Source organism: Bacillus cereus group sp. BfR-BA-01331 (assembly GCF_022663915.1).
Classification (GTDB): Bacteria; Bacillota; Bacilli; order Bacillales; family Bacillaceae_G; genus Bacillus_A; species Bacillus_A mycoides.
Genome location: NZ_JAKUGJ010000040.1, coordinates 1 through 19,981, shown reverse-complemented (window position 1 = coordinate 19,981; position 19,981 = coordinate 1). Strand labels below are relative to the sequence as shown.

Here is a 19,981-nt window from a genome sequence, read left to right as displayed (position 1 = left end):
ATCAAACTCTCCAATAAAGTTAGTTTGTCTAGCATCTAAAAATAAAAATTGACGTTCACGTTGTTTGTTTCGTTCAGTTTTCAAAGAACTAAAAGCGGGTGAAGAGAATCGAACTCTCGACCAGAGCTTGGAAGGCTCTTGTTTTACCACTAAACTACACCCGCGTGGTCGGGAAGACAGGATTTGAACCTGCGACCCCCTGGTCCCAAACCAGGTGCTCTACCAAGCTGAGCCACTTCCCGTTATGGCGCGCCCGAGAGGAGTCGAACCCCTAACCTCTTGATCCGTAGTCAAACGCTCTATCCAATTGAGCTACGGGCGCTTATTCATGATGTTTTTTCGTCGTTGTATTTTGGCGACTCAATTATCTTACCATACTACATTTTCAAATGCAAGTACTTTTTAAAAGATTTTTTGATGCGGCCGAGAGGACTTGAACCTCCACGGGGTTTCCCCCACTAGGCCCTCAACCTAGCGCGTCTGCCGTTCCGCCACGACCGCGCGGAAAAAACAAAAGTGAGCCATGAAGGATTCGAACCTTCGACCCTCTGATTAAAAGTCAGATGCTCTACCAACTGAGCTAATGGCTCGTAAATGGCTGGGCTAGCTGGATTCGAACCAGCGCATGACGGAGTCAAAGTCCGTTGCCTTACCGCTTGGCTATAGCCCATCGAAATAGTTATCTTCTTTTCAAAGACAAATGTTATTTTACCATAATGTCCAATAAAAAACAACTGCTATATAGCAGAAGTTAAAATGGCGGTCCCGACCGGGGTCGAACCGGCGATCTCCTGCGTGACAGGCAGGCATGTTAACCACTACACCACGGGACCATTTGGTTGCGGGGACAGGATTTGAACCTGCGACCTTCGGGTTATGAGCCCGACGAGCTACCGTACTGCTCCACCCCGCGATAATATTATTTATATAATTTATATGGTGGAGGATGACGGGATCGAACCGCCGACCCCCTGCTTGTAAGGCAGGTGCTCTCCCAGCTGAGCTAATCCTCCGAAGTGGTGACCCGTACGGGATTCGAACCCGTGTTACCGCCGTGAAAGGGCGGTGTCTTAACCACTTGACCAACGGGCCAATATGTATGGCAGAGAAGAAGGGATTCGAACCCTCGCACCGCGTTAGCGATCTACTCCCTTAGCAGGGGAGCCCCTTGAGCCACTTGGGTACTTCTCTGTATGGCTCCGCAGGTAGGACTCGAACCTACGACCGATCGGTTAACAGCCGATAGCTCTACCACTGAGCTACTGCGGAATAATGAAGACAATTTGTATCTTATAAAAATTCTCATCGTAAGTCAAGAAGTTTTTTCACAACATCTTGCGCAAACGTGACATGTTTATAATATACTGGATTGCGTTTTCACTGTCAAGATGTTTTCACTACCAGTTTTAGTTGTCCTTTACACTTTCCACATACATATCTTTGTGTATTTATTTGACGTCTTCTTACATATTGAAAAGAACACCCCATACATTCATACATAGAAACTCTCGTTTCCTCCTCACTAATCATTCGTTTACAAAAACGTGGTGCACCTACTTTCTTTAATAACTCACGAAAATCTCTATCTCGATGCTTATACCCTTTTCCTGTGATATGTAAGTGATAATGACAAAGTTCATGTTTAACAATCCCGACTAACTCTTCTTTTCCATATACTTCGTAATATCGATAATTCAATTCTATATTATGATTCTTCAATAGATAGCGCCCACCAGTTGTACGTAACCTACTATTAAACATCGCTTTATGTAAAAACGGCATTCCAAAGCATTGTAACGATACCTCTTCCACTAACCGCTGAATTTCTTGCTCATCCATTCTCATTCCTCCTAAACTAAAAAATATTTCCACACTTTTCTCCCTTCTTATACATATAGTAAATAGTACATATACCCATCCTCATTCAAGAAGCGTGATTTCTAAAAATGCAGCATTGCTAGAAATCCACTCACCAACCTCTCATCAAAGTTACTTTAACTAAAAGGAGCTACTTTTTTTGAGAGCAGGATTAAACAAGGAGGGATTCCTATGCCCACGTGGCTAAAGAAGCAAATGCAACGTGCATATTTTGAGAAAAACCGGTATCAAATCAAGTTACTAAATGAATGCTGGTTTTATTATAGTAAAATACATCAAAGCTCATAATCAATTAAACTTTCCAGTTCATAAAAAAAGAGCAGTTTCATCTGCTCTCTTTTCTTACTATTCAATCGGTAACATTGATAATGCAACACGACCTTTTTTCGTATCAATATCATCTACCCATACCTTTACAATTTGTCCCACGGATACAATATCTAATGGATGCTTTACAAATTGTTTGCTTAGTTTAGAAATATGTACTAAACCATCTTGCTTCACACCAATATCAACAAAGGCACCGAAATCAACAACATTGCGGATCGTTCCCTCTAATTCCATACCACGCTTTAAATCTTCTAATTTTAAAATCCCTTTTTTCAGAAGTGGCTTTGGCAACTCATCCCTCATATCTCGCTCCGGGCTAATTAAAGCATCCATAATATCAACTAATGTCGGCTCACCAATCTCCGTCTCTTGAGATAATTTAGAAATATCTACTCCTTCGAAACTCTTTTGCAAGTTTGGTTTCCCCACATCATTCTTTGATAACCCTAAGCTCTTCAATAGCAATTCAACATTTTTATATTGTTCTGGATGAATCCCTGTGCGATCTAACGGATTCGCTCCTTCTAATATACGTAAAAACCCGATACATTGCTCATATGTTTTTGCACCTAAACGTGGGATTTTCTTTAATTCAGTACGCTTCGTGAATTTCCCATCTTCCTCACGCTTAGCTACAATATTTTTCGCAACTGTTTTTGATAATCCCGAAACATATTGCAACAATGCAACTGAAGCTGTATTTACATTAACACCAACTCGGTTAACTGCCGTCTCTACTACAAATGTTAATGATTCATTTAATCTCTTTTGAGATACATCATGTTGATATTGCCCCACTCCAACAGATTTAGGGTCAATTTTCACAAGCTCTGCAAGCGGATCTTGTAGACGTCTCCCAATTGAAACAGCACTTCTTTCTTCAACCTGTAAATTTGGAAACTCCTCGCGAGCTACATCAGATGCTGAGTACACACTAGCACCCGCTTCATTTACAATAATGTAAAATACATCTCGCTCTACATTTTGTAATACATCTACTATAAATTCTTCCGTTTCCCTCGAAGCTGTACCATTTCCAATCGCTATCATTTCAACTTCATATTTATCTATAATTGAAATGATTTTCGTTTTTGCATCCTCATATTTACGAGCAGGCGGATGCGGATAAATAACATCTATGTGAAGAACTTTCCCTGTATCATCTACTACAGCTAATTTACAACCGGTTCTATATGCTGGATCTACCGCTAACACAACTTTCCCTTTCATCGGAGGTTGTAATAATAAATTACGTAAATTCTCAGAGAAAATATGAATCGCTTGTTCTTCGGCCGTTTCCATTAATTCTTTACGAATTTCTCTTTCTATTGAAGGTTGAATTAATCGCTTATATCCATCTTCCATCGCTAATTGTACATAATGCGCACTTTTAGAAGCTTCATCAAGAATCATTTTTTTATGTAAAAACTGAAGAATTTCTTCAATTGGCGTGATAACAGAAACTCTTAATACGTCTTCCTTTTCACCACGATTCATAGCTAGTACACGATGCGGCACTACTTTTTGCAACGGTTCTTCATAGCCATAATACATTTCATATATATTCTTTTCATCTTTTTCTTTATCTTTTACAGATGAAGACATAATCCCTTTTCGGAAAGTAGTATTGCGAATCCAACTACGATATGCCGCATTATCCGAAACAAGTTCCGCAATAATATCCTGCGCACCTTGCAACGCATCTTCTGCAGACGCCACTTCCTTTTCTGCATTAACAAATTCCATAGCCTTCTCTGCTGGATTTTCTTTTTTATATAATAATAGCCACTCAGCTAACGGTTCTAATCCCTTTTCTTTAGCAATTGTAGCTTTCGTTCTTCTTTTTTCTTTATATGGACGATATAAGTCTTCTACTTCTTGAAGTTTTGTTGCAGCAACAATATGACGACGCAACTCCTCGGTTAGTTTACCCTTTTCACCAATAAGACGAAGAACCTCTTCTTTCCTATCTTCTAGTTGCATCATATATTGCCATCTTTCTAAGATTGCACGAATTTGCACCTCATCAAGAGACCCTGTCCATTCTTTTCGGTAACGAGCGATAAATGGAACTGTGTTACCTTCTTCTGTTAATTGAATAACATGACGAACTTGCTTTTCTGTAAAGCCTAATTCTTTCACTAACATTTTCATTAACCCTTGTCGATTATCTACCATTTCCATATCCAACCGTAACCTCCTCTATAATAAAAAAAAGTTGCCCTGTAAAGAGAGCAACTTAAACTGCCGATTTAAAAATCTATTAGTCCTAAACTAATTTGTAACGCTTCATCTACACGACTCATCATCACTTCATCCAAATGAGTGATTTTGTCCGTTAAGCGTTGCTTATCGATTGTTCGAATCTGCTCAAGTAAAATAACAGAATCCCTCTCAAAACCGTACCTTTTCGCATCAATTTCCACATGAGTGGGTAATTTCGCTTTTTGAATCTGTGCAGTAATAGCCGCTACAATCACAGTCGGACTAAAACGATTTCCGATGTCATTTTGAATGACAAGAACCGGACGAACGCCTCCTTGCTCAGAACCAACAACTGGGGAAAGGTCTGCAAAATACACGTCGCCGCGTTTTACAATCAAAATATTACCCCCCGCTAACTAAGCGTTCTACTGTATGAGCTGCTTCATACTCTGCTAAGAAAGCTTCAGATGCAATACCAAGATTAATTTTTCCCATTTCAATGTACCCACGTCGCATTGATTCATGTTGGTAGCGTTTCTTCGTCTTATGTTGACGCAATAACAGTTGTGTTGCCTGGCAAATTAGTTCATGGCGATTCTTATTCTCTTGTTTTCCAATTCCGTCCAATTCCGTTACCATTTGCTTTGGCAACCGAACCACGATTTCAGTAGTTACACTTGATTCGGACACAAAAATACACCTCCACCGTCAACTACACACCCAAATATATATATGACACCTATTGTAATAATACCATTGTATGGAGCCTGTTGCAAAGACTTCCTTATTCCTTGCTTATGTTTTCCAATTCATAAATAAAACATTCATCTTCTTTTACTTTTTATCTCTTTCAAACAAGAAATAAAGCAATCCTTCCGTAATATTTCATTGCAACTTATATTAATAACAAGTATAAAAAGAAGCTCCCCAGCGAAAAAGAGCCTATTCTTTATTAGTGAAACTCCTCCAAATGACGAGATGCTGAGTAATAATACCTTCTTCTATATATCGTTCAAATAATTGATTACTTCTACAACTTTACCGTGTCGTATAAATATTCTCGGTACACGGAAGCTTATCGTTGCAATAATTTCATAATTAATAGTCCCGGAATATTCAGCAACCTCGGTAGCACTAATATACTCATCACCTTGTCTCCCAATGAGTGTAACTTTCGTACCAAGTGGCACTTCACAAGGAAGATGTATCATGAATTGATCCATTGTCACTCGCCCTACAATCGGTACTCTTTCACCGTTTACAAGTACCTTAAACCCTTGCAATCTTCTAAGCCAGCCATCTGCATACCCAATCGCAACTGTCGCAATCCATTCTTCGGTTCTCGTTCGGTATGTGACATTATAACTAATCCCATCCCCTTTAATCACTTGCTTAATATGAGCAACTTTCGTATGAAGTGACAACGCCGGTTCCAATTTAAACGGTAAAAAAGGACGTATTTCTACAGATGGGGATAGTCCATACATCGCAATACCAATTCGCACTGCATTAAATGTAATCCCTTGAAATCTTAACGTTGCAGCACTATTGGCTGTATGGACAAATTTAGGGTTCACTCCAAATTCTTTCAACCAACTTAACTGCTGCAAGAACGTATTATATTGCTTATCAAAGTAAGAAGTCTCAACCTCATCGGATGTTGCAAAATGTGTATATACTCCTTCTAACTCTAAAAATGGCGCGCCTTCTAAACTCTTTAAGAACCCCTTTAATTCTTTGCGTTCGCGTATTCCAATTCTCCCCATACCACTATCAAAATTAATATGGAATTTCATTATTGATGAACCATCCCAGAGCTTTATCGCGTCTTCTACCCATTCTTTTTGAAAAACAGTTAATGCTACATCATTTTCAGCAGCAACATTTACATCACGAGGAGGGGAAGGACCTAATACTAAAATCGGTGCAGTAATACCAGCCCTCCGAAGCACTAAAGCTTCATCTAAAAAAGCAACTGCTAATCTTGTTGCCCCTGCTTCTAATGCGGTTTTAGCCACTGGTACATAATCGTGCCCATATGCATTCGCTTTAACTACAGCAAAAATTTCTACATCACTTGGAATGAACTCTTTAATATGCGTAACATTGTTATAGATCGCATCTAAATCCACTTCCACCCAAGTGTCACGGTAAAACGGTGCTTCTTCCATAAATACACTTCCTTATACACGATATGCGAAGCTTATTCTTTTATATGCTTCTTTTATGAAATCCACCTTCAAACTAAGAAAAGACGTGGTGCACATATATCACCACGTCTAAGAAGTTTACTTCACCTGCTTCGCTGTAACCGAACGAGCAACCATCAACAACTCATTCGGCTCTAAACCTTTAGACACGAGCATATATTCTACTCCGTTATGTGACCACGTTACAGAGTCTTTCGTCAATGCACCAATCGTGAAACCAAGATCAACCGGCTCTCCACTTACACTTACCGCCGATGAGGCCTCTGCAACTTTTGACTTTTCTTGTATTAAAGTAAAGGATTTCTTACTTCCAGTGTATGTGAGTATTGCACGCTTGCCACTGTCTGTCTTCAACTCTTCTTCCTCTTTCAAAGTCATACCTTGCGGTGTATCACGTGGATACAAAATAGCAAACGGTTTGTCTTCTTTCGCTGCCGTCTGAACATCTACTTGTGCTCTAGACATATTTTGTTTCGTATCAAATGCACCTTTATCAAACTTTGCATCAAACTTCACTTTAGTGAAATCTACTTTTACAAGGACATTTTGATCATTATCCATCAATTTCACAGAAACTGGTGTTAAATCACTTTTATTCAGCTTAATCTCTTGTTTCGGCAACATATTTTGATGTTGATAATTTGTTTTTGTTTTAAACACATAATACTTATCTGTTTTCTCGAAAGAGAGGTTTTTCTTATCTTGCAAAATATCTCTTACAAGTGATTCATATAAATAAGCCTGGCTACTATTTTGCGGCCAATCACTTTGAAAACGGAAACTCTTATTAAGTGCCGGTGTTAATACAAATACACCTTCATCATTCCTTAAAATAATTTGACTCTGATCCTTTTTCGCATTCTGCAAATTCACACGATAATACGAAGGTTCTTTATGCCAAATTTCTACATTGTACTCTTGAGGTTCATTTCCTGTTTTAATAGATAATTTCGCTTCAGCTTGATAACTCTTCATACTTTTAACTTTTGTTTCTAAATCTCTCACAACATCTTCTTGTTTCTTTTCCATACAACCCGCCAACACAAAAACGGTCAATAAACCGACAAGAACTAAAAACAGACGCCTTTTCATCACTTCAGCCCCTTTGCCCCTATAAATGAATGGAAGATATGCCTTCCTTATCGCTACCTCAAATATATGAGACAAAGATATAAAATATGCAGACTAGCGTGACGAGCTTTCCAAAACAACTTGAGCAACGGCAAATTCTTTACTATGACTAATTGATAAATGAACAATATGCTCTGTATTTGTAATGATAATCGGCTTACCTCTATCATCATTCCTTACTTCAATATCTAAAAAACTCACTTCTTTCCCGATACCGGTCCCTACCGCTTTAGAATACGCCTCTTTTGCTGCAAATCTTCCAGCTACGAATTCTGTAAGACGACTTCCTTTCAGCCCCTCGGCAACACTACGTTCTCTTTCAGTTAAAATACGTTCCATAAATTTAAGCTTTCCATCTAGCATTTTTTCAATTCGATTTAACTCAATAATATCGATTCCAATCCCTATAATCATTTCAAAATCCCCTTCTTCTATTTAGCTTTCTTCATTCATATTGTAAGAATAACAGAGAATCTTTCTGATGCAAAAGGAGTGATACTAACAACATGCTAATACCATCCACTCGCATTTCCTTACAACCGATTATCATTTCTTTACTTCTTATACAATTAGTCATGATTATATTGAGCGACTTTTCCCTCTTTCACCTGGCAACCTACAATGAATATATCGCTAAAGGAGAATGGTGGCGTGTCATAACTTCCTTACTTGTACACGTAGACTTACAACATTTCCTTTCTAATAGTATTTGTTTATTTGTATTTGGTTCTTCTATCGAAAAACAACTAGGACACTTTTCTTTCATCATTATTTTTTTCCTTTCTGGCATTCTCGGGAATATTTCTTCTTATATTATTATGCCTCTTGAATATATTCACGCCGGAGCATCTGGTGGTATTTTCGGATTACTAGGCGCCCAATTATTTTTATTGTATAGTCGATATCGTTCTTCAAAACCAAGAGACATCGCTATTTTTTCAATAATGATACTTATATTACTACTATTTACTTTCTTTAATCCCTCTGCCAATCCTATAAGCCATTTAACAGGACTGATCATCGGCGGCATGTGCACCCCTTTTTTAACAAAAAAAAACGATGGCGCAGAGCTTATTTAATATAGAAGCTCGCACCATCGATAATTTCCACATCTGTTTGTTTACTTAACTCTCTCATTAGTTGAAATAAAGACTCGTCCTTTTTCTTCGCCTCAATCATACAATCAATTCGCGGAACACTCCCCTTTATCTTTTTCAAAAAAGATAAGAAAGTATCTACATCAATAAAATCTGCATGTGCTCTCGGGTTCTTTCCATCTCTAGGACTGGAGATGTGCATTTTAACTGGTAACAAAGACGATTCCCACGTATGTACAACACGCGCCCAATCTTCATGCCAATCTTCCTGGTCATTATTCATCATATGGTGGTGCAAATCAAACACCACTGGAATGTCTAATTTCTCACCTAAATACAATGTTTCTTCTAAAGAAAAGGTCGTGTCATCATTTTCTAATATAATCATCTCTTGAATACCTCTTGGAACAGTTGACCAATTTTCTATAAAGCGTTCTAATGCAAGCTCCTTATCTTTATAACCTCCTCCCACATGTAATACACATCGTTGCTTATGTTCAATTCCCATACCCTTTAACAATTTTTTGTGCATCTGCAATGTCTTTACAGATTGTTTGAAAATACTCTCCTCAGGTGAATTTAGTACAACAAAGTGATCTGGATGGAAGTCAATTCGCATATTCATACGAATTGCATATTCACCTAATTCTTTCAGATTTTCTTTTAAAGGACGAATATAGTTCCAATCTAACAACTCCTCATGATTCGCTAAAGGAATAAGCTTGGAACTAAGTCGAAAGAAAGATATATCATGCCCTTTATTATGTTTTAATAACCGTAAGCAATTTTCCAAATTCGAATTAGCGATTCTTTCAAGTTTACGAATTGCAGCCTCTCGATCATCAATCCGCTGAAACTGTGCATATGTCATCGTTTGAGATGGAGAAGCATTCTTCAAATGTACACTCATCGCAACATACCCAAGTCTTACAAGCATATAGCACCTCATTTCTATACGAGTTACTATGTAGTATGCACAATTACAGAAATAAAAAAAGAGAATGCCAGCAAAGGGCATTCTCTTTTTTATTAAGCTTGTGGACGGCTATGATGTTTTCTTTCGCCGCGTCCATTTGAAGATCCAGGGCGACCTTCACCTTTACGACCACGGTTACCATCACGGCTACCAGCATCACGGCTACCGCCATCACGATTACGATCACGGTTACGACCATCGCCACTTCCGCTTCCACGTCCATCACGATTGCGATCACGGTTACGACCATCGCCACCGCCGCGTCCATCACGACTACGATTACGGTTACCATCACGGTATCCACTTCCGTTACCACCGCGTTTTTTAGAACCGCCACCGCCACCTCTTGAAACAACTGGTGGTTCTGATGTTAAAGCGATCGGAGTTGTATCCGGCTCTTTTGTCATCATTTTTAAAGCAGCAGCTACTACTGTTACAGAATCATTCTCTTCTAACATTTCTTCTGCAATACGCTTGTAGTATGATAAGTTATCATTTTCAATTGTGCTTTGAAGTTTTTCAGCGATTAAACGTTGTTGACCTTCTAACGCCTCGTCAAGTGTCGGTGCGTCCATACGATCAACCTTACGTTTTGTTGTACGCTCGATATTTTTTAATTGTCCTGATTCACGTGGTGTTACAAATAACATTGCAATACCTTTTTTACCGGCACGGCCAGTACGACCGATACGGTGAACGTATGATTCTGGATCTTGTGGGATATCGAAGTTGTATACGTGTGTTACGCCTGAAATATCAAGACCACGTGCAGCAACGTCTGTTGCAACAAGAACTTCAATAGTACCTTCTTTAAATTTACGTAATACAGACATACGCTTCGCTTGTGTTAAGTCACCGTGAATACCTTCTGCTGCATAACCACGTAAGTTTAATGCTTCTGATAATTCATCAACACGACGCTTTGTACGACCGAATATGATTGCAAGCTCTGGAGATTGAATATCTAGTAAGCGTGTTAACACGTCAAACTTTTTCTTTTCTTGCACTTCTAAATAGAACTGCTGAATGTTTGGCATTGTTACTTCTTTTGCTTTTACTTTAATGTGTTGAGGCTCAGTCATGAAACGCTCAGCAATACGACGGATTGGATCTGGCATTGTCGCTGAGAATAATAATGTTTGATGTGTTTCTGGCACATCTGTTAAAATCGCTTCAATATCTTCAATGAAGCCCATGTTTAACATTTCATCCGCTTCGTCAAGAACAACAGTCTCTACGTTTTGTAAGCGAAGTGTTTTACGGTTGATATGATCTAAAATACGACCCGGCGTACCTACAATAATGTGTGGGTGTTTTTTTAGAGCACGAATTTGGCGGTTAATATCTTGACCACCATAAATTGGTAGAATACGAACACGTTTATGTTTACCAATTTTGTATAGCTCTTCTCCAACTTGAATTGCTAATTCACGCGTTGGCGCGATAACAATACCTTGAACTGCTTCTTTATTTGTATCCACTTTATCTAATAGTGGTAATCCGAATGCTGCTGTTTTCCCTGTACCTGTTTGCGCTTGCCCAATAATATCCTTACCTTGCAATGCATGTGGAATTGTTTCAGCTTGAATCGGCGTAGCCTCTTCAAAGCCCATACTTTCAACAGATTGTAGTAAAGACTCACTTAATCCTAGTTCTCGAAATGTTGTCAATGTTACTTCTCCTTTTCTATCCTATACTTATCATTTAAAAAAAGGCGTTTTCCGAACTTGCGGAAAAGCCATTTTCCTGAATACTTACGTATATAACCGGGCGTATATTCTTCACGAAAATACTTCTAAACGTTATTACACTTTATCAATTATAAGTTTTGTAGGTGTAAAAAGCAAACCCCAACTGTTACCTTATTTCATATTCAGAGCTTTTTTCTTTACTTTTATTTTTTTATCGTTTACTGTAAGCGCTTATTATAAGTTTCCACTATTTTCGTGGCTATCATCCCTATTTATATACACCAATTATTTCAACATCGTAATTACTTCTTCTAATTTCATGCCGCGAGATGCTTTTACTAATACAACATCTTTCGTACCGACTACTGCTTGCAACTCTTTTATTAACTCTTCTTTACTATCATACGCTTTTACACGGTCTTTAGGGAAATTAATTTTTGCACCTTCAGCAATTTGAGCCCCTAATTTACCATATGTGAATACATATGAAATTTTTGCTGGATCAATTAATTTACCTACTTCATAATGAAATTGCACTTCTTGATTTCCAAGTTCTAACATATCACCAAGCACAACAATTTTTTTAGCAAATCCATCTAAACCATTCATTAGGTGGAACGCAGCTTCCATAGCTGTTGGACTAGCATTATAAGCATCATTGATAATTGTTAAACCACTATCTGTTTTTACAATTTCCATACGCATACCTGTCATTTGAAGTGTTACTAAACCTTGTTTCATTTCTTCCCACGTTACACCAAAATGTTTTGCAATTGCCATTGAAGCAAGCGTATTATATACATTATGCTTTCCTAGTACTGGCAAATAGAATGACAAAGTTTCATCCCTGTTCATCTTAAAGTGTGTCCCAGTAGCCTGCAATGTTACAGTAGTTGGATAGTAATCATTTGCTCTCGCATCACCAAATGTAACTGTTTCAGCTGCTAAATTCATTTCTGGAACACGATTCGTTAATAGCGGCTCATCTCCATTATATACGAACACGCCACCCTTTTGTAAACCTGTAACAATTTCTAACTTCGCTTCAGCAATCGCCTCACGAGAGCCTAAATCCATTAAGTGCGCCTCACCAATGTTCGTAATAATAGCTGCATTAGGACGAGCTAACTTAGATAGAAATTCAATTTCTCCTCGGCTTGACATGCCCATTTCTAATACAGCTACTTCTGTATTTTCCTCTAAATTTAAAATAGTAAGAGGTAAACCGATGTGGTTGTTGAAATTACCTTCTGTTTTTTGAACTTTAAATTTAGTCGCAAGAATACTTGTTACAATATCTTTCGTAGATGTTTTACCATTACTACCCGTTACACCAATAACTTTTACATCCAATTGATCACGATAGTTTTTCGCTAACATTTGCAATGCTGCTAGTGTATCTTCTACAAAAATAACCGGAAGATTTTCAGGTGGGTTTTCTACATCTTTCATCCATAATGTAGCAATCGCCCCATTTTCAACAGCTTTGTCTACAAAAGCATGTCCATCGAAACGTTCACCTTGAATTGGAACATATAAATTTCCATTTTCAATTTTCCTCGTATCAATAGACACTCCTTGTATAGTAATTCCCTCATACTGCTCTGCTAATCCAGTACCATTTATCATCTGCTCTACTTGTTTTAACGTTCGATTTATCATGAAAACACTCCTTACATAGAGGAAGCACTATTCCTTCGAATAGTGCTTCCTCCTTTTTTGTTAGATTGTATATTTAATTTTTTGTTTTTCTTCGTGACGCTCAATCGCTAAGCGAATTAGCTCTTCAATTAATTCCGGATACGGTAACCCTGTATGTTGCCATAATAGAGGGAACATACTAAACGGCGTGAATCCTGGCATTGTGTTTACTTCGTTAATATATACTTCTCCATCTTTCGTTAAGAAGAAATCAGCTCGTGTTAAGCCCGAACCATCTAATGATTGGAATGCGATAATTGCATCTCGCTTAATTACATTAGACTCTTCTTCTGTCATTTCAGCTGGAATAATTAACGCTGTATCACCATCGATGTATTTCGATTTGTAATCATAAAAATCTTTTTTCGGTACAATTTCACCTACAACTGAACATTTCGGCTCATCATTACCTAATACACCAACTTCTACTTCACGACCTACAATATTTTCTTCTACAATAATTTTACGGTCAAATTGGAATGCCTCTTCGAATGCATTCTCAAGCTCTTCACGATCGTTACACTTATTAATACCAACACTTGAACCAAGGTTTGCTGGTTTTACGAAGCAAGGATATCCTAATACTTCTTCTACTTTTTCATATGCTGTTTCACGATCTTTTTCCCATGCGCTACGAATGAAAGATGCATATTTCGCTTGTTTCAATCCAGCTTCTGCAAAGATATTTTTCATAACAACTTTATCCATACCAGCAGATGATGCTAATACACCGTTACCTACATATGGAATGTTTAGTAATTCTAATAACCCTTGTACTGTTCCATCTTCGCCATTCGGTCCATGTAATAATGGGAAAATAACATCAATTGCATCTTCTTGTTTAGAAGTTGCCGTTGGGATAATTTCTGTACTTAATGATACAGGAGAAATTGTATTCTCTTCCCCACTCATTTGTAATGCCTCAACATTTGTTACTTCGCCTTCAATACGCTCTCCACGCATCCATTGGCCTTGTTCTGTAATATAAATTGGATGAATCTCGAATTTATCTTGATTTAATGCTTTAATAGCAGCAAGAGCCGTTTGTAACGAAACTTGATGCTCAGCTGATTTTCCACCGTATAATAAACCTAATTTAATTTTTGTCACTGAAATCACCCTAACCAATTGTTTTCATTTTTCTATTTTAGCACTTTTTATAAAAATAGGTAGTTCCTATTTGAAATAAAATGTAACTTCCACAAATAATTAAAAGACACCACTTATTGGTTTTCTACACTTTTTCTCTTTAATTTCTACACACCTAAACAAAATTAAACTTTAGAGCAAAATTGCTATCTAATCTAGTTATGTACCTAAAATATGTAGAAATCCACTTTGTGTGTATGTCATCTATATTACCCTACCATTTGTGGGGGGTGAAAAAACATTGATTAAAGTTTTATTTTATTAAGAAGACTGTTTTGTAGGCGTATCTTTTTGCCTCTGCTCAACAAGACGATCTAAAGAAACATATACAAAGCCTGCAACTACACACCCTACACTTAAAATTGTAAATAAGTAGTGACCAAGCAAACGATCCAATAAAAAACCACCAAGAAGTGGACCGAATGCACTTCCTGTAATCCACTGCAAACTCGCCGCCCCCATATAGGTTCCTCTCAAATGCTCAGGGGCCAAATTCGCTACAAACGTCATCTGTACAGGCGACATAATCATCTCGCCTAACGTATATATGGCATAAACAAACATTAACGTCATTAAAATAATTGTAGCATTTGTATCATATTCTCCAAACCACTTCGGTAACCATCCTATAAAAAACAAACCAATTCCGAACAAACACGCACCGTATAACATTGTCTTTCCAACAGGTTTATCTGTCGCCCATTTTGAAATTTGAAATTGAAATAAAACAACTAATAGACCATTTAATGCCATTAAATATGGGTATGGATTGTTGACTCCAAAAATATCCTTCATTTCGTTATCAAAGTGAAGCGGTAACATGCCTTCTGTTTGAGAAAACCCCATAGAAATAATGATCCCCGCTAACAAATAAATCATTAACGCCTTATCTCTCATTAAAATTTTCCAAACTGCTCCGGATTCCTGCTCTTTACTTTTTTCCGTCATATCCGTAATTTTTGGCATTGTTTCTTTAATAAGTACTAACACTAGTAGCGCATAAAACAACATAGCGGATGAAGCAATAATAAACACGAGGTTCTTTGATAAAACAACTACTGATGCTCCCATTATCGGTCCAATTGCAGCACCAATATTGTGTCCCATTCGCAATAAACCATATGCTTCTGTTCTTTTTTCTGGCGCCGTCACATCTGCAACCATCGCTGATGCTGCTGGATGAAATAAAGAATTACTTAACCCTAAAAAAATAGATAAAATAGCGTATGGAATAAATCCTTCGATAAATAAAAAACCGAGCATTAATAACGCATTACTCGCCATTGAAAATATCATAATTGGCTTTCTTCCATATATATCAGCTATTCTTCCGCCTATAAGCGAGCCAAAGCTTGCAGCTATTGGAGAAAGCGCCATAATGATTCCAACTTGTAATAAAGAATCTACCTTATCTTTTAAATATAGTGCAAAAAAAGGCATTAACATCATCATCGCAATTCCGTTCAATGTCTCACCGATAAATCGAATCCATACGTTACGATCCATCTCTCTTAACTCACGCCATGTATTTTTCATAAATTCCCCCCTTAGTTCCCCAACAATTATATTATATATAATTAGAAAAATGTAAATTTTCAAACACAAAATTTAGCCATAACAATCCCTGTCGAAATAAGTAGAAATTCTTCTGAATATGCACGATCTTTATCACTCTTTCTATATATCTTTCTATATATCTTTCTATAACTTTTTTTGGTATTATTATACATGTCGATTCCATAAAAGAGGCATGCTCCCGTAGTGAGCATGCCTCTTTTTACTTATTTCGCAGTATATGAACCCTCTTCAATCCAGCTATACATATATTTTTCATCTTCCGTCTCATGTGCTTGTTTTACAATACGAAGCGGACGGAATGTATCTATCATAACAGCCAGTTCAAGTGTCTCTTTCTTCCCTATACTCGCTTCTGTTTTCCCTGGATGTGGCCCATGCGGGATTCCGCTTGGATGAAGCGTAATAGAACCTTCTTCTACACCTTTTCGGCTCATAAAATTACCTTCTACATAGTACAGTACTTCATCACTATTCACATTACTATGATAATATGGTGCCGGAATAGATTCTGGATGATAATCGTATAAACGCGGTACGAAAGAGCAAATGACGAAATTATGCCCTTCGAATGTTTGATGTACTGGTGGTGGCTGATGAATACGACCTGTAATTGGTTCAAAATCCTCCACATTAAAGACCCACGGATATAAATACCCATCCCATCCAACAACATCTAACGGATGGTGCCCTAACACATGCTTGTGCATATAACCTCTCGACTTTGTCATTACGACAAACTCACCTTTTTCATCATATGTCTCCAATTTCTCCGGTCCACGCATATCTCTTTCACAAAACGGACTATGTTCTAACAATTGCCCATATTCATTGCGATAGCGACTTGGTGTTGTAATTTGGCTATTTGCCTCTACAACAAGAAACTTAGTCTCTCCCTCATCTGGAATAACACGATAAATCGTTCCAATTGGAATTGTTACATAATCACCTTTTCTATAGTGAATCGTTCCAAACATCGTTTCAATTTTTCCTGTTCCATAATGAACAAATAACATTTCATCGCCATCACCATTACGGTAAAAATAATCCATTTTTTCTGTTGGACTCACTACTCCAATTAATAAATCCTCATTCCCAAGCATAAAGTTTCTTCCGCTTACTGCATCACCAGTTTTTTTATTTTCTTTCGTACGGAAGTGGCGATGAGCAAGAGTAACATCCTCTTCATACTGTAACTGACAAGAATGCGATAATGCCGCATGCCCTACTTCTGTTGGCATATAATGATGATACAAAATAGACTGGGTACCAGAGAAACCTTTTGTCCCCATTACCTGCTCACGATAAAGCGATCCATCTTTTTTACGAAATTGTACATGTCGTTTATGAGGTAGCTCCCCCATGTGACGATAAAACATGCCCATCACCTGCTTCCATTTCTTTTTTGACCGTATTACGTAACGTACCTAAACCCGTAATCGACAGCTCTACAACATCTCCATCTTGCAGCCACTCTTCCGTACCAAGCTCCAAAATACAGCCCGTTCCCACTGTACCAGACCCGATAACATCCCCTGGATATAACGTAACATCTTCCGAAGCACGTTCAATCATTTCAGAGAATGCATAATAAATATCTTGGAAATTCCCTTTTGATAACAGTTGCCCATTTACATGAGCAGTCATCTCTAAATCATAACGATCACCATTACGATAAACGTCTAATTCCTCTTTCGTAACGAGATACGCTCCTAATGAAGTTGCAAAATCTTTTCCTTTCGCTGGACCGAGTCCCACTTTCATTTCTGTTGCTTGTAAGTCCCTTGCACTCCAGTCGTTCATAATGCAGTAACCAAAAATATATTCCTCTGCTCGTTCACGAGAAATGTTTCGTCCTTCTTTCCCAATTACGCAAGCAATCTCTAACTCATAATCAAGCTTTTTAGACTTCTTCGGACCAATAACAAAATCATCTGGCCCAATAACAGCACGGTGGTTCGTAAAATAAAAAACCGGGATATCATACCATTCAGGTACAACATCTAGCCCCCTTCTCCCGCGGGCTGTTTTTACATGCTGCTCAAATGCATAAAAATCTCGAATGCTACTCGGATTAGGAATTGCCGCTGCTAATTGAACTTCCTCTAAGGAATATATACCCTTTTCAGGATTCTTAATATTACGCAATACTTCTACATACTCATCTGCTTTCTCTAAAAAGGCGAACATAGAAGAAGGTAATTGTCCATTACTTGCAAGATTCATATCGATTACTTTGTCACCTTCAAGCCATCCAGCTCGCATTTCTTTCGATGGGAGACGAAATGTAACAAATTTCATCGTGATTCCTCCCTATGAAAATGAAATTTCCACCAACAAAGGAACTCTTGCTGGTGGATACAAATTTTATAAATTTCCGCGACGCTCTTGTTCTCTTTCAATTGATTCGAATAACGCTTTAAAGTTCCCTTCGCCAAATCCACGAGAACCTTTACGTTGGATGATTTCAATAAATAGAGTTGGACGATCTACAATTGGTTTCGTAAAGATTTGTAATAAATAACCTTCTTCGTCACGGTCTACTAGAATCTTCAATTCTTTTAATCTATCAATTTCTTCATCAATTTTTCCAACACGTGCTGTTAACTCATCGTAATACGTATCTGGCGTATCTAAAAACTCCACGCCATTTGCACGAAGTACTTCAATTGTTTTTACAATGTCACTTGTTAATAAAGCGAGATGCTGTACACCTGCTCCGTTATAGAACTCTAGATATTCTTGAATTTGTGATTTTCTTTTTCCATCCGCTGGTTCATTAATCGGAAACTTAATACGGCTTCCATTCGTCATAACTTTTGACATTAATGCCGAATACTCTGTACTAATATCATCATCGTCGAAATGGATCATTTGTTTAAATCCCATGACGTTCTCATAATAACTAACCCATTCTTCCATTTTCTCAACGTTACCAACTACATGGTCTACAGCAATTAAACCAGACTCTTCAAATGGAATATTAAATTCAACCTTTTGGAATCCTGGCATGAATGTTCCTTTATAATTTTTACGCTCTACAAGCGTATGAATTGTATCACCATACGTACCAATAACCGCTTTCTTCAAGGTACCTTCCTCATCTGTTAACTCTTCAGGAGGAGTAATCGCAACAGCGCCACGTTTTACAGCTTCAGAGTAGGCTTTATCAACATCATCAACAAGTAAAGCCACATCCTTCACTCCATCACCATGAGTCTTTACAAACTCTGCAATACGACTATCGCTACTTAAAGCTCCAGACACAACAAAACGCATATTTTTTTGCACAAGAACATAAGATACCTTTTCACGGTTTCCTGTTTCTAATCCAGAATAAGCTACAATTTTGAATCCAAACGCTCTCGCAAGATAATAACTTGATTGCTTTGCATTCCCTACGTAAAATTCCAAATGATCTACATCACGTACCGGAAAAAAGTCCTCCATTTGTGCAGCTAGCGTATCCATAGATTTTTGTTTCATAATATCTTCATCCCCCTGTAAATAGATTAAATGGTCTATACTTAAAACCAACCGAAAACGCTTCCAACATCAATTAATAGAAATTAGTTAGCAAGCTAACAATTTCCGACCTTTAAAATTTTCTATCTTTTCTGTCAAATTCCTCTTTTTTTCTTACATATAAAATTCGACTTTTTTCTCTTTAAAGTAAGGGGAAAATATTAATACTTGAAGGTATATATGAGAGGAAAACAAAAAAGACTCCAACATATTAACTACTTACTAATACGTTAGAGTCTTTATTTTTTTTGAATGATTGTATTTATATTTTTCATACTAATATATTTGCAAGGAATAGAATAAATGATGTTAATATTACCGCTCCGCCTAATGATCCTAATAAATCTGTTTTTGTTACTTGTAACACTTGTTCACTGTTCATATTCCTCATTCTCCTTTCATTTTGTACAATTTAAAACTTTTATTATACTAATACGCTTGATAGAAATACGATTAATGCTGTTAATACTACCGCTCCGCTTGCTGATCCTAAGAAGTCACCTTTTGTTACGT

19 protein-coding genes and 12 tRNA genes are annotated in these 19,981 nt (G+C 37.6%); 2 read left to right on the top strand and 29 right to left on the bottom strand.

What is annotated here, in order from left to right; all coding sequences use genetic code 11:
- Positions 1-93: 93 nt before the first annotated feature.
- From MR155_RS29025 to MR155_RS28965, 13 genes are all read right to left on the bottom strand, one after another.
- A tRNA-Gly gene (locus MR155_RS29025) sits at positions 94-164 on the bottom strand.
- Between the two features lies 1 nt (position 165).
- Positions 166-242, bottom strand: a tRNA-Pro gene (locus tag MR155_RS29020).
- A 3-nt stretch (positions 243-245) separates the two neighbouring features.
- A tRNA-Arg gene (locus MR155_RS29015) sits at positions 246-322 on the bottom strand.
- Between the two features lie 96 nt (positions 323-418).
- Positions 419-501 (bottom strand) — tRNA-Leu (locus MR155_RS29010).
- A 16-nt stretch (positions 502-517) separates the two neighbouring features.
- Positions 518-590: transfer RNA gene (locus MR155_RS29005), tRNA-Lys, on the bottom strand.
- 5 nt (positions 591-595) lie between these two features.
- Positions 596-670: transfer RNA gene (locus MR155_RS29000), tRNA-Gln, on the bottom strand.
- An 87-nt stretch (positions 671-757) separates the two neighbouring features.
- Positions 758-833 (bottom strand) — tRNA-Asp (locus tag MR155_RS28995).
- Positions 834-836: 3 nt separating this feature from the next.
- Positions 837-913, bottom strand: a tRNA-Met gene (locus MR155_RS28990).
- Between the two features lie 24 nt (positions 914-937).
- A tRNA-Val gene (locus tag MR155_RS28985) sits at positions 938-1,013 on the bottom strand.
- A gap of 4 nt (positions 1,014-1,017) precedes the next feature.
- Positions 1,018-1,092 (bottom strand) — tRNA-Glu (locus MR155_RS28980).
- A gap of 8 nt (positions 1,093-1,100) precedes the next feature.
- Positions 1,101-1,191, bottom strand: a tRNA-Ser gene (locus tag MR155_RS28975).
- Between the two features lie 3 nt (positions 1,192-1,194).
- Positions 1,195-1,269: transfer RNA gene (locus tag MR155_RS28970), tRNA-Asn, on the bottom strand.
- A gap of 114 nt (positions 1,270-1,383) precedes the next feature.
- Positions 1,384-1,839 (bottom strand): SprT family protein, encoded by a 456-nt coding sequence (locus MR155_RS28965; protein ID WP_016095131.1) that lies wholly within the window; start codon positions 1,837-1,839, stop codon positions 1,384-1,386.
- A gap of 210 nt (positions 1,840-2,049) precedes the next feature.
- Between MR155_RS28965 and cmpA the strand changes: the two genes are divergently transcribed.
- Complete coding sequence (gene cmpA / locus MR155_RS28960; RefSeq protein WP_001143642.1) at positions 2,050-2,166, top strand: cortex morphogenetic protein CmpA; 117 nt, start codon at positions 2,050-2,052, stop codon at positions 2,164-2,166.
- 57 nt (positions 2,167-2,223) lie between these two features.
- On the opposite strand, the gene MR155_RS28955 is transcribed toward cmpA, so the two are convergent.
- From MR155_RS28955 to acpS, 6 genes are all read right to left on the bottom strand, one after another.
- Positions 2,224-4,392: a Tex family protein gene (locus MR155_RS28955; protein ID WP_002029442.1), complete on the bottom strand. Its 2,169-nt coding sequence runs from the start codon at positions 4,390-4,392 to the stop codon at positions 2,224-2,226.
- A 68-nt stretch (positions 4,393-4,460) separates the two neighbouring features.
- Entirely contained in the window at positions 4,461-4,811 is a 351-nt protein-coding gene (gene ndoA / locus MR155_RS28950; protein ID WP_242311843.1) for a type II toxin-antitoxin system endoribonuclease NdoA, read from the bottom strand.
- A gap of 4 nt (positions 4,812-4,815) precedes the next feature.
- Positions 4,816-5,103 (bottom strand): antitoxin EndoAI, encoded by a 288-nt coding sequence (locus MR155_RS28945; RefSeq protein WP_000004570.1) that lies wholly within the window; start codon positions 5,101-5,103, stop codon positions 4,816-4,818.
- Positions 5,104-5,414: 311 nt separating this feature from the next.
- Complete coding sequence (alr, locus tag MR155_RS28940) at positions 5,415-6,584, bottom strand: alanine racemase (RefSeq protein ID WP_002009971.1); 1,170 nt, start codon at positions 6,582-6,584, stop codon at positions 5,415-5,417.
- Between the two features lie 117 nt (positions 6,585-6,701).
- On the bottom strand, positions 6,702-7,652 hold the full coding sequence (locus tag MR155_RS28935; RefSeq protein WP_002091373.1) for a LolA family protein: 951 nt from the start codon (positions 7,650-7,652) through the stop codon (positions 6,702-6,704).
- A gap of 156 nt (positions 7,653-7,808) precedes the next feature.
- Positions 7,809-8,168 carry a holo-ACP synthase gene (gene acpS, locus MR155_RS28930; RefSeq protein WP_242311841.1) on the bottom strand — a complete coding sequence of 120 codons (360 nt, stop codon included), beginning with the start codon at positions 8,166-8,168 and terminating at the stop codon, positions 7,809-7,811.
- Positions 8,169-8,260: 92 nt separating this feature from the next.
- On the opposite strand from acpS, the gene MR155_RS28925 reads away from it, so the two are divergent.
- Positions 8,261-8,833, top strand: coding sequence for a rhomboid family intramembrane serine protease (locus tag MR155_RS28925; RefSeq protein ID WP_242311839.1), 573 nt, complete (start codon positions 8,261-8,263; stop codon positions 8,831-8,833).
- On the opposite strand, the gene uvsE is transcribed toward MR155_RS28925, so the two are convergent.
- The 10 genes from uvsE to MR155_RS28875 form a co-directional block, all read right to left on the bottom strand.
- A complete protein-coding gene (gene uvsE / locus MR155_RS28920; protein ID WP_002029436.1) occupies positions 8,826-9,788 on the bottom strand; it encodes a UV DNA damage repair endonuclease UvsE in 963 nt (320 codons plus the stop codon). The two genes, MR155_RS28925 and uvsE, sit on opposite strands and share 8 nt — an antisense overlap.
- A gap of 92 nt (positions 9,789-9,880) precedes the next feature.
- On the bottom strand, positions 9,881-11,497 hold the full coding sequence (cshA, locus tag MR155_RS28915) for a degradosome RNA helicase CshA (protein ID WP_002063522.1): 1,617 nt from the start codon (positions 11,495-11,497) through the stop codon (positions 9,881-9,883).
- Positions 11,498-11,803: 306 nt separating this feature from the next.
- Entirely contained in the window at positions 11,804-13,180 is a 1,377-nt protein-coding gene (murF, locus tag MR155_RS28910; protein WP_219300598.1) for a UDP-N-acetylmuramoyl-tripeptide--D-alanyl-D-alanine ligase, read from the bottom strand.
- A 60-nt stretch (positions 13,181-13,240) separates the two neighbouring features.
- Positions 13,241-14,329: a D-alanine--D-alanine ligase gene (locus MR155_RS28905; RefSeq protein WP_002009961.1), complete on the bottom strand. Its 1,089-nt coding sequence runs from the start codon at positions 14,327-14,329 to the stop codon at positions 13,241-13,243.
- A gap of 300 nt (positions 14,330-14,629) precedes the next feature.
- On the bottom strand, positions 14,630-15,904 hold the full coding sequence (locus MR155_RS28900) for an MDR family MFS transporter (protein WP_002009960.1): 1,275 nt from the start codon (positions 15,902-15,904) through the stop codon (positions 14,630-14,632).
- A gap of 245 nt (positions 15,905-16,149) precedes the next feature.
- On the bottom strand, positions 16,150-17,322 hold the full coding sequence (locus tag MR155_RS28895; RefSeq protein WP_113938346.1) for a homogentisate 1,2-dioxygenase: 1,173 nt from the start codon (positions 17,320-17,322) through the stop codon (positions 16,150-16,152).
- Positions 17,288-18,244, bottom strand: coding sequence for a fumarylacetoacetate hydrolase family protein (locus MR155_RS28890; protein WP_113938345.1), 957 nt, complete (start codon positions 18,242-18,244; stop codon positions 17,288-17,290). The genes MR155_RS28895 and MR155_RS28890 overlap by 35 nt, the downstream gene beginning before the upstream one ends.
- A 66-nt stretch (positions 18,245-18,310) precedes the next feature.
- Positions 18,311-19,429 carry a 4-hydroxyphenylpyruvate dioxygenase gene (gene hppD, locus MR155_RS28885; protein WP_219300602.1) on the bottom strand — a complete coding sequence of 373 codons (1,119 nt, stop codon included), beginning with the start codon at positions 19,427-19,429 and terminating at the stop codon, positions 18,311-18,313.
- A gap of 310 nt (positions 19,430-19,739) precedes the next feature.
- Positions 19,740-19,850 carry a DUF3948 family protein gene (locus MR155_RS28880; RefSeq protein ID WP_001083697.1) on the bottom strand — a complete coding sequence of 37 codons (111 nt, stop codon included), beginning with the start codon at positions 19,848-19,850 and terminating at the stop codon, positions 19,740-19,742.
- Between the two features lie 42 nt (positions 19,851-19,892).
- A partial coding sequence (locus tag MR155_RS28875; protein WP_016362188.1) for a DUF3948 family protein occupies positions 19,893-19,981 on the bottom strand: 89 nt, incomplete at its 5' end.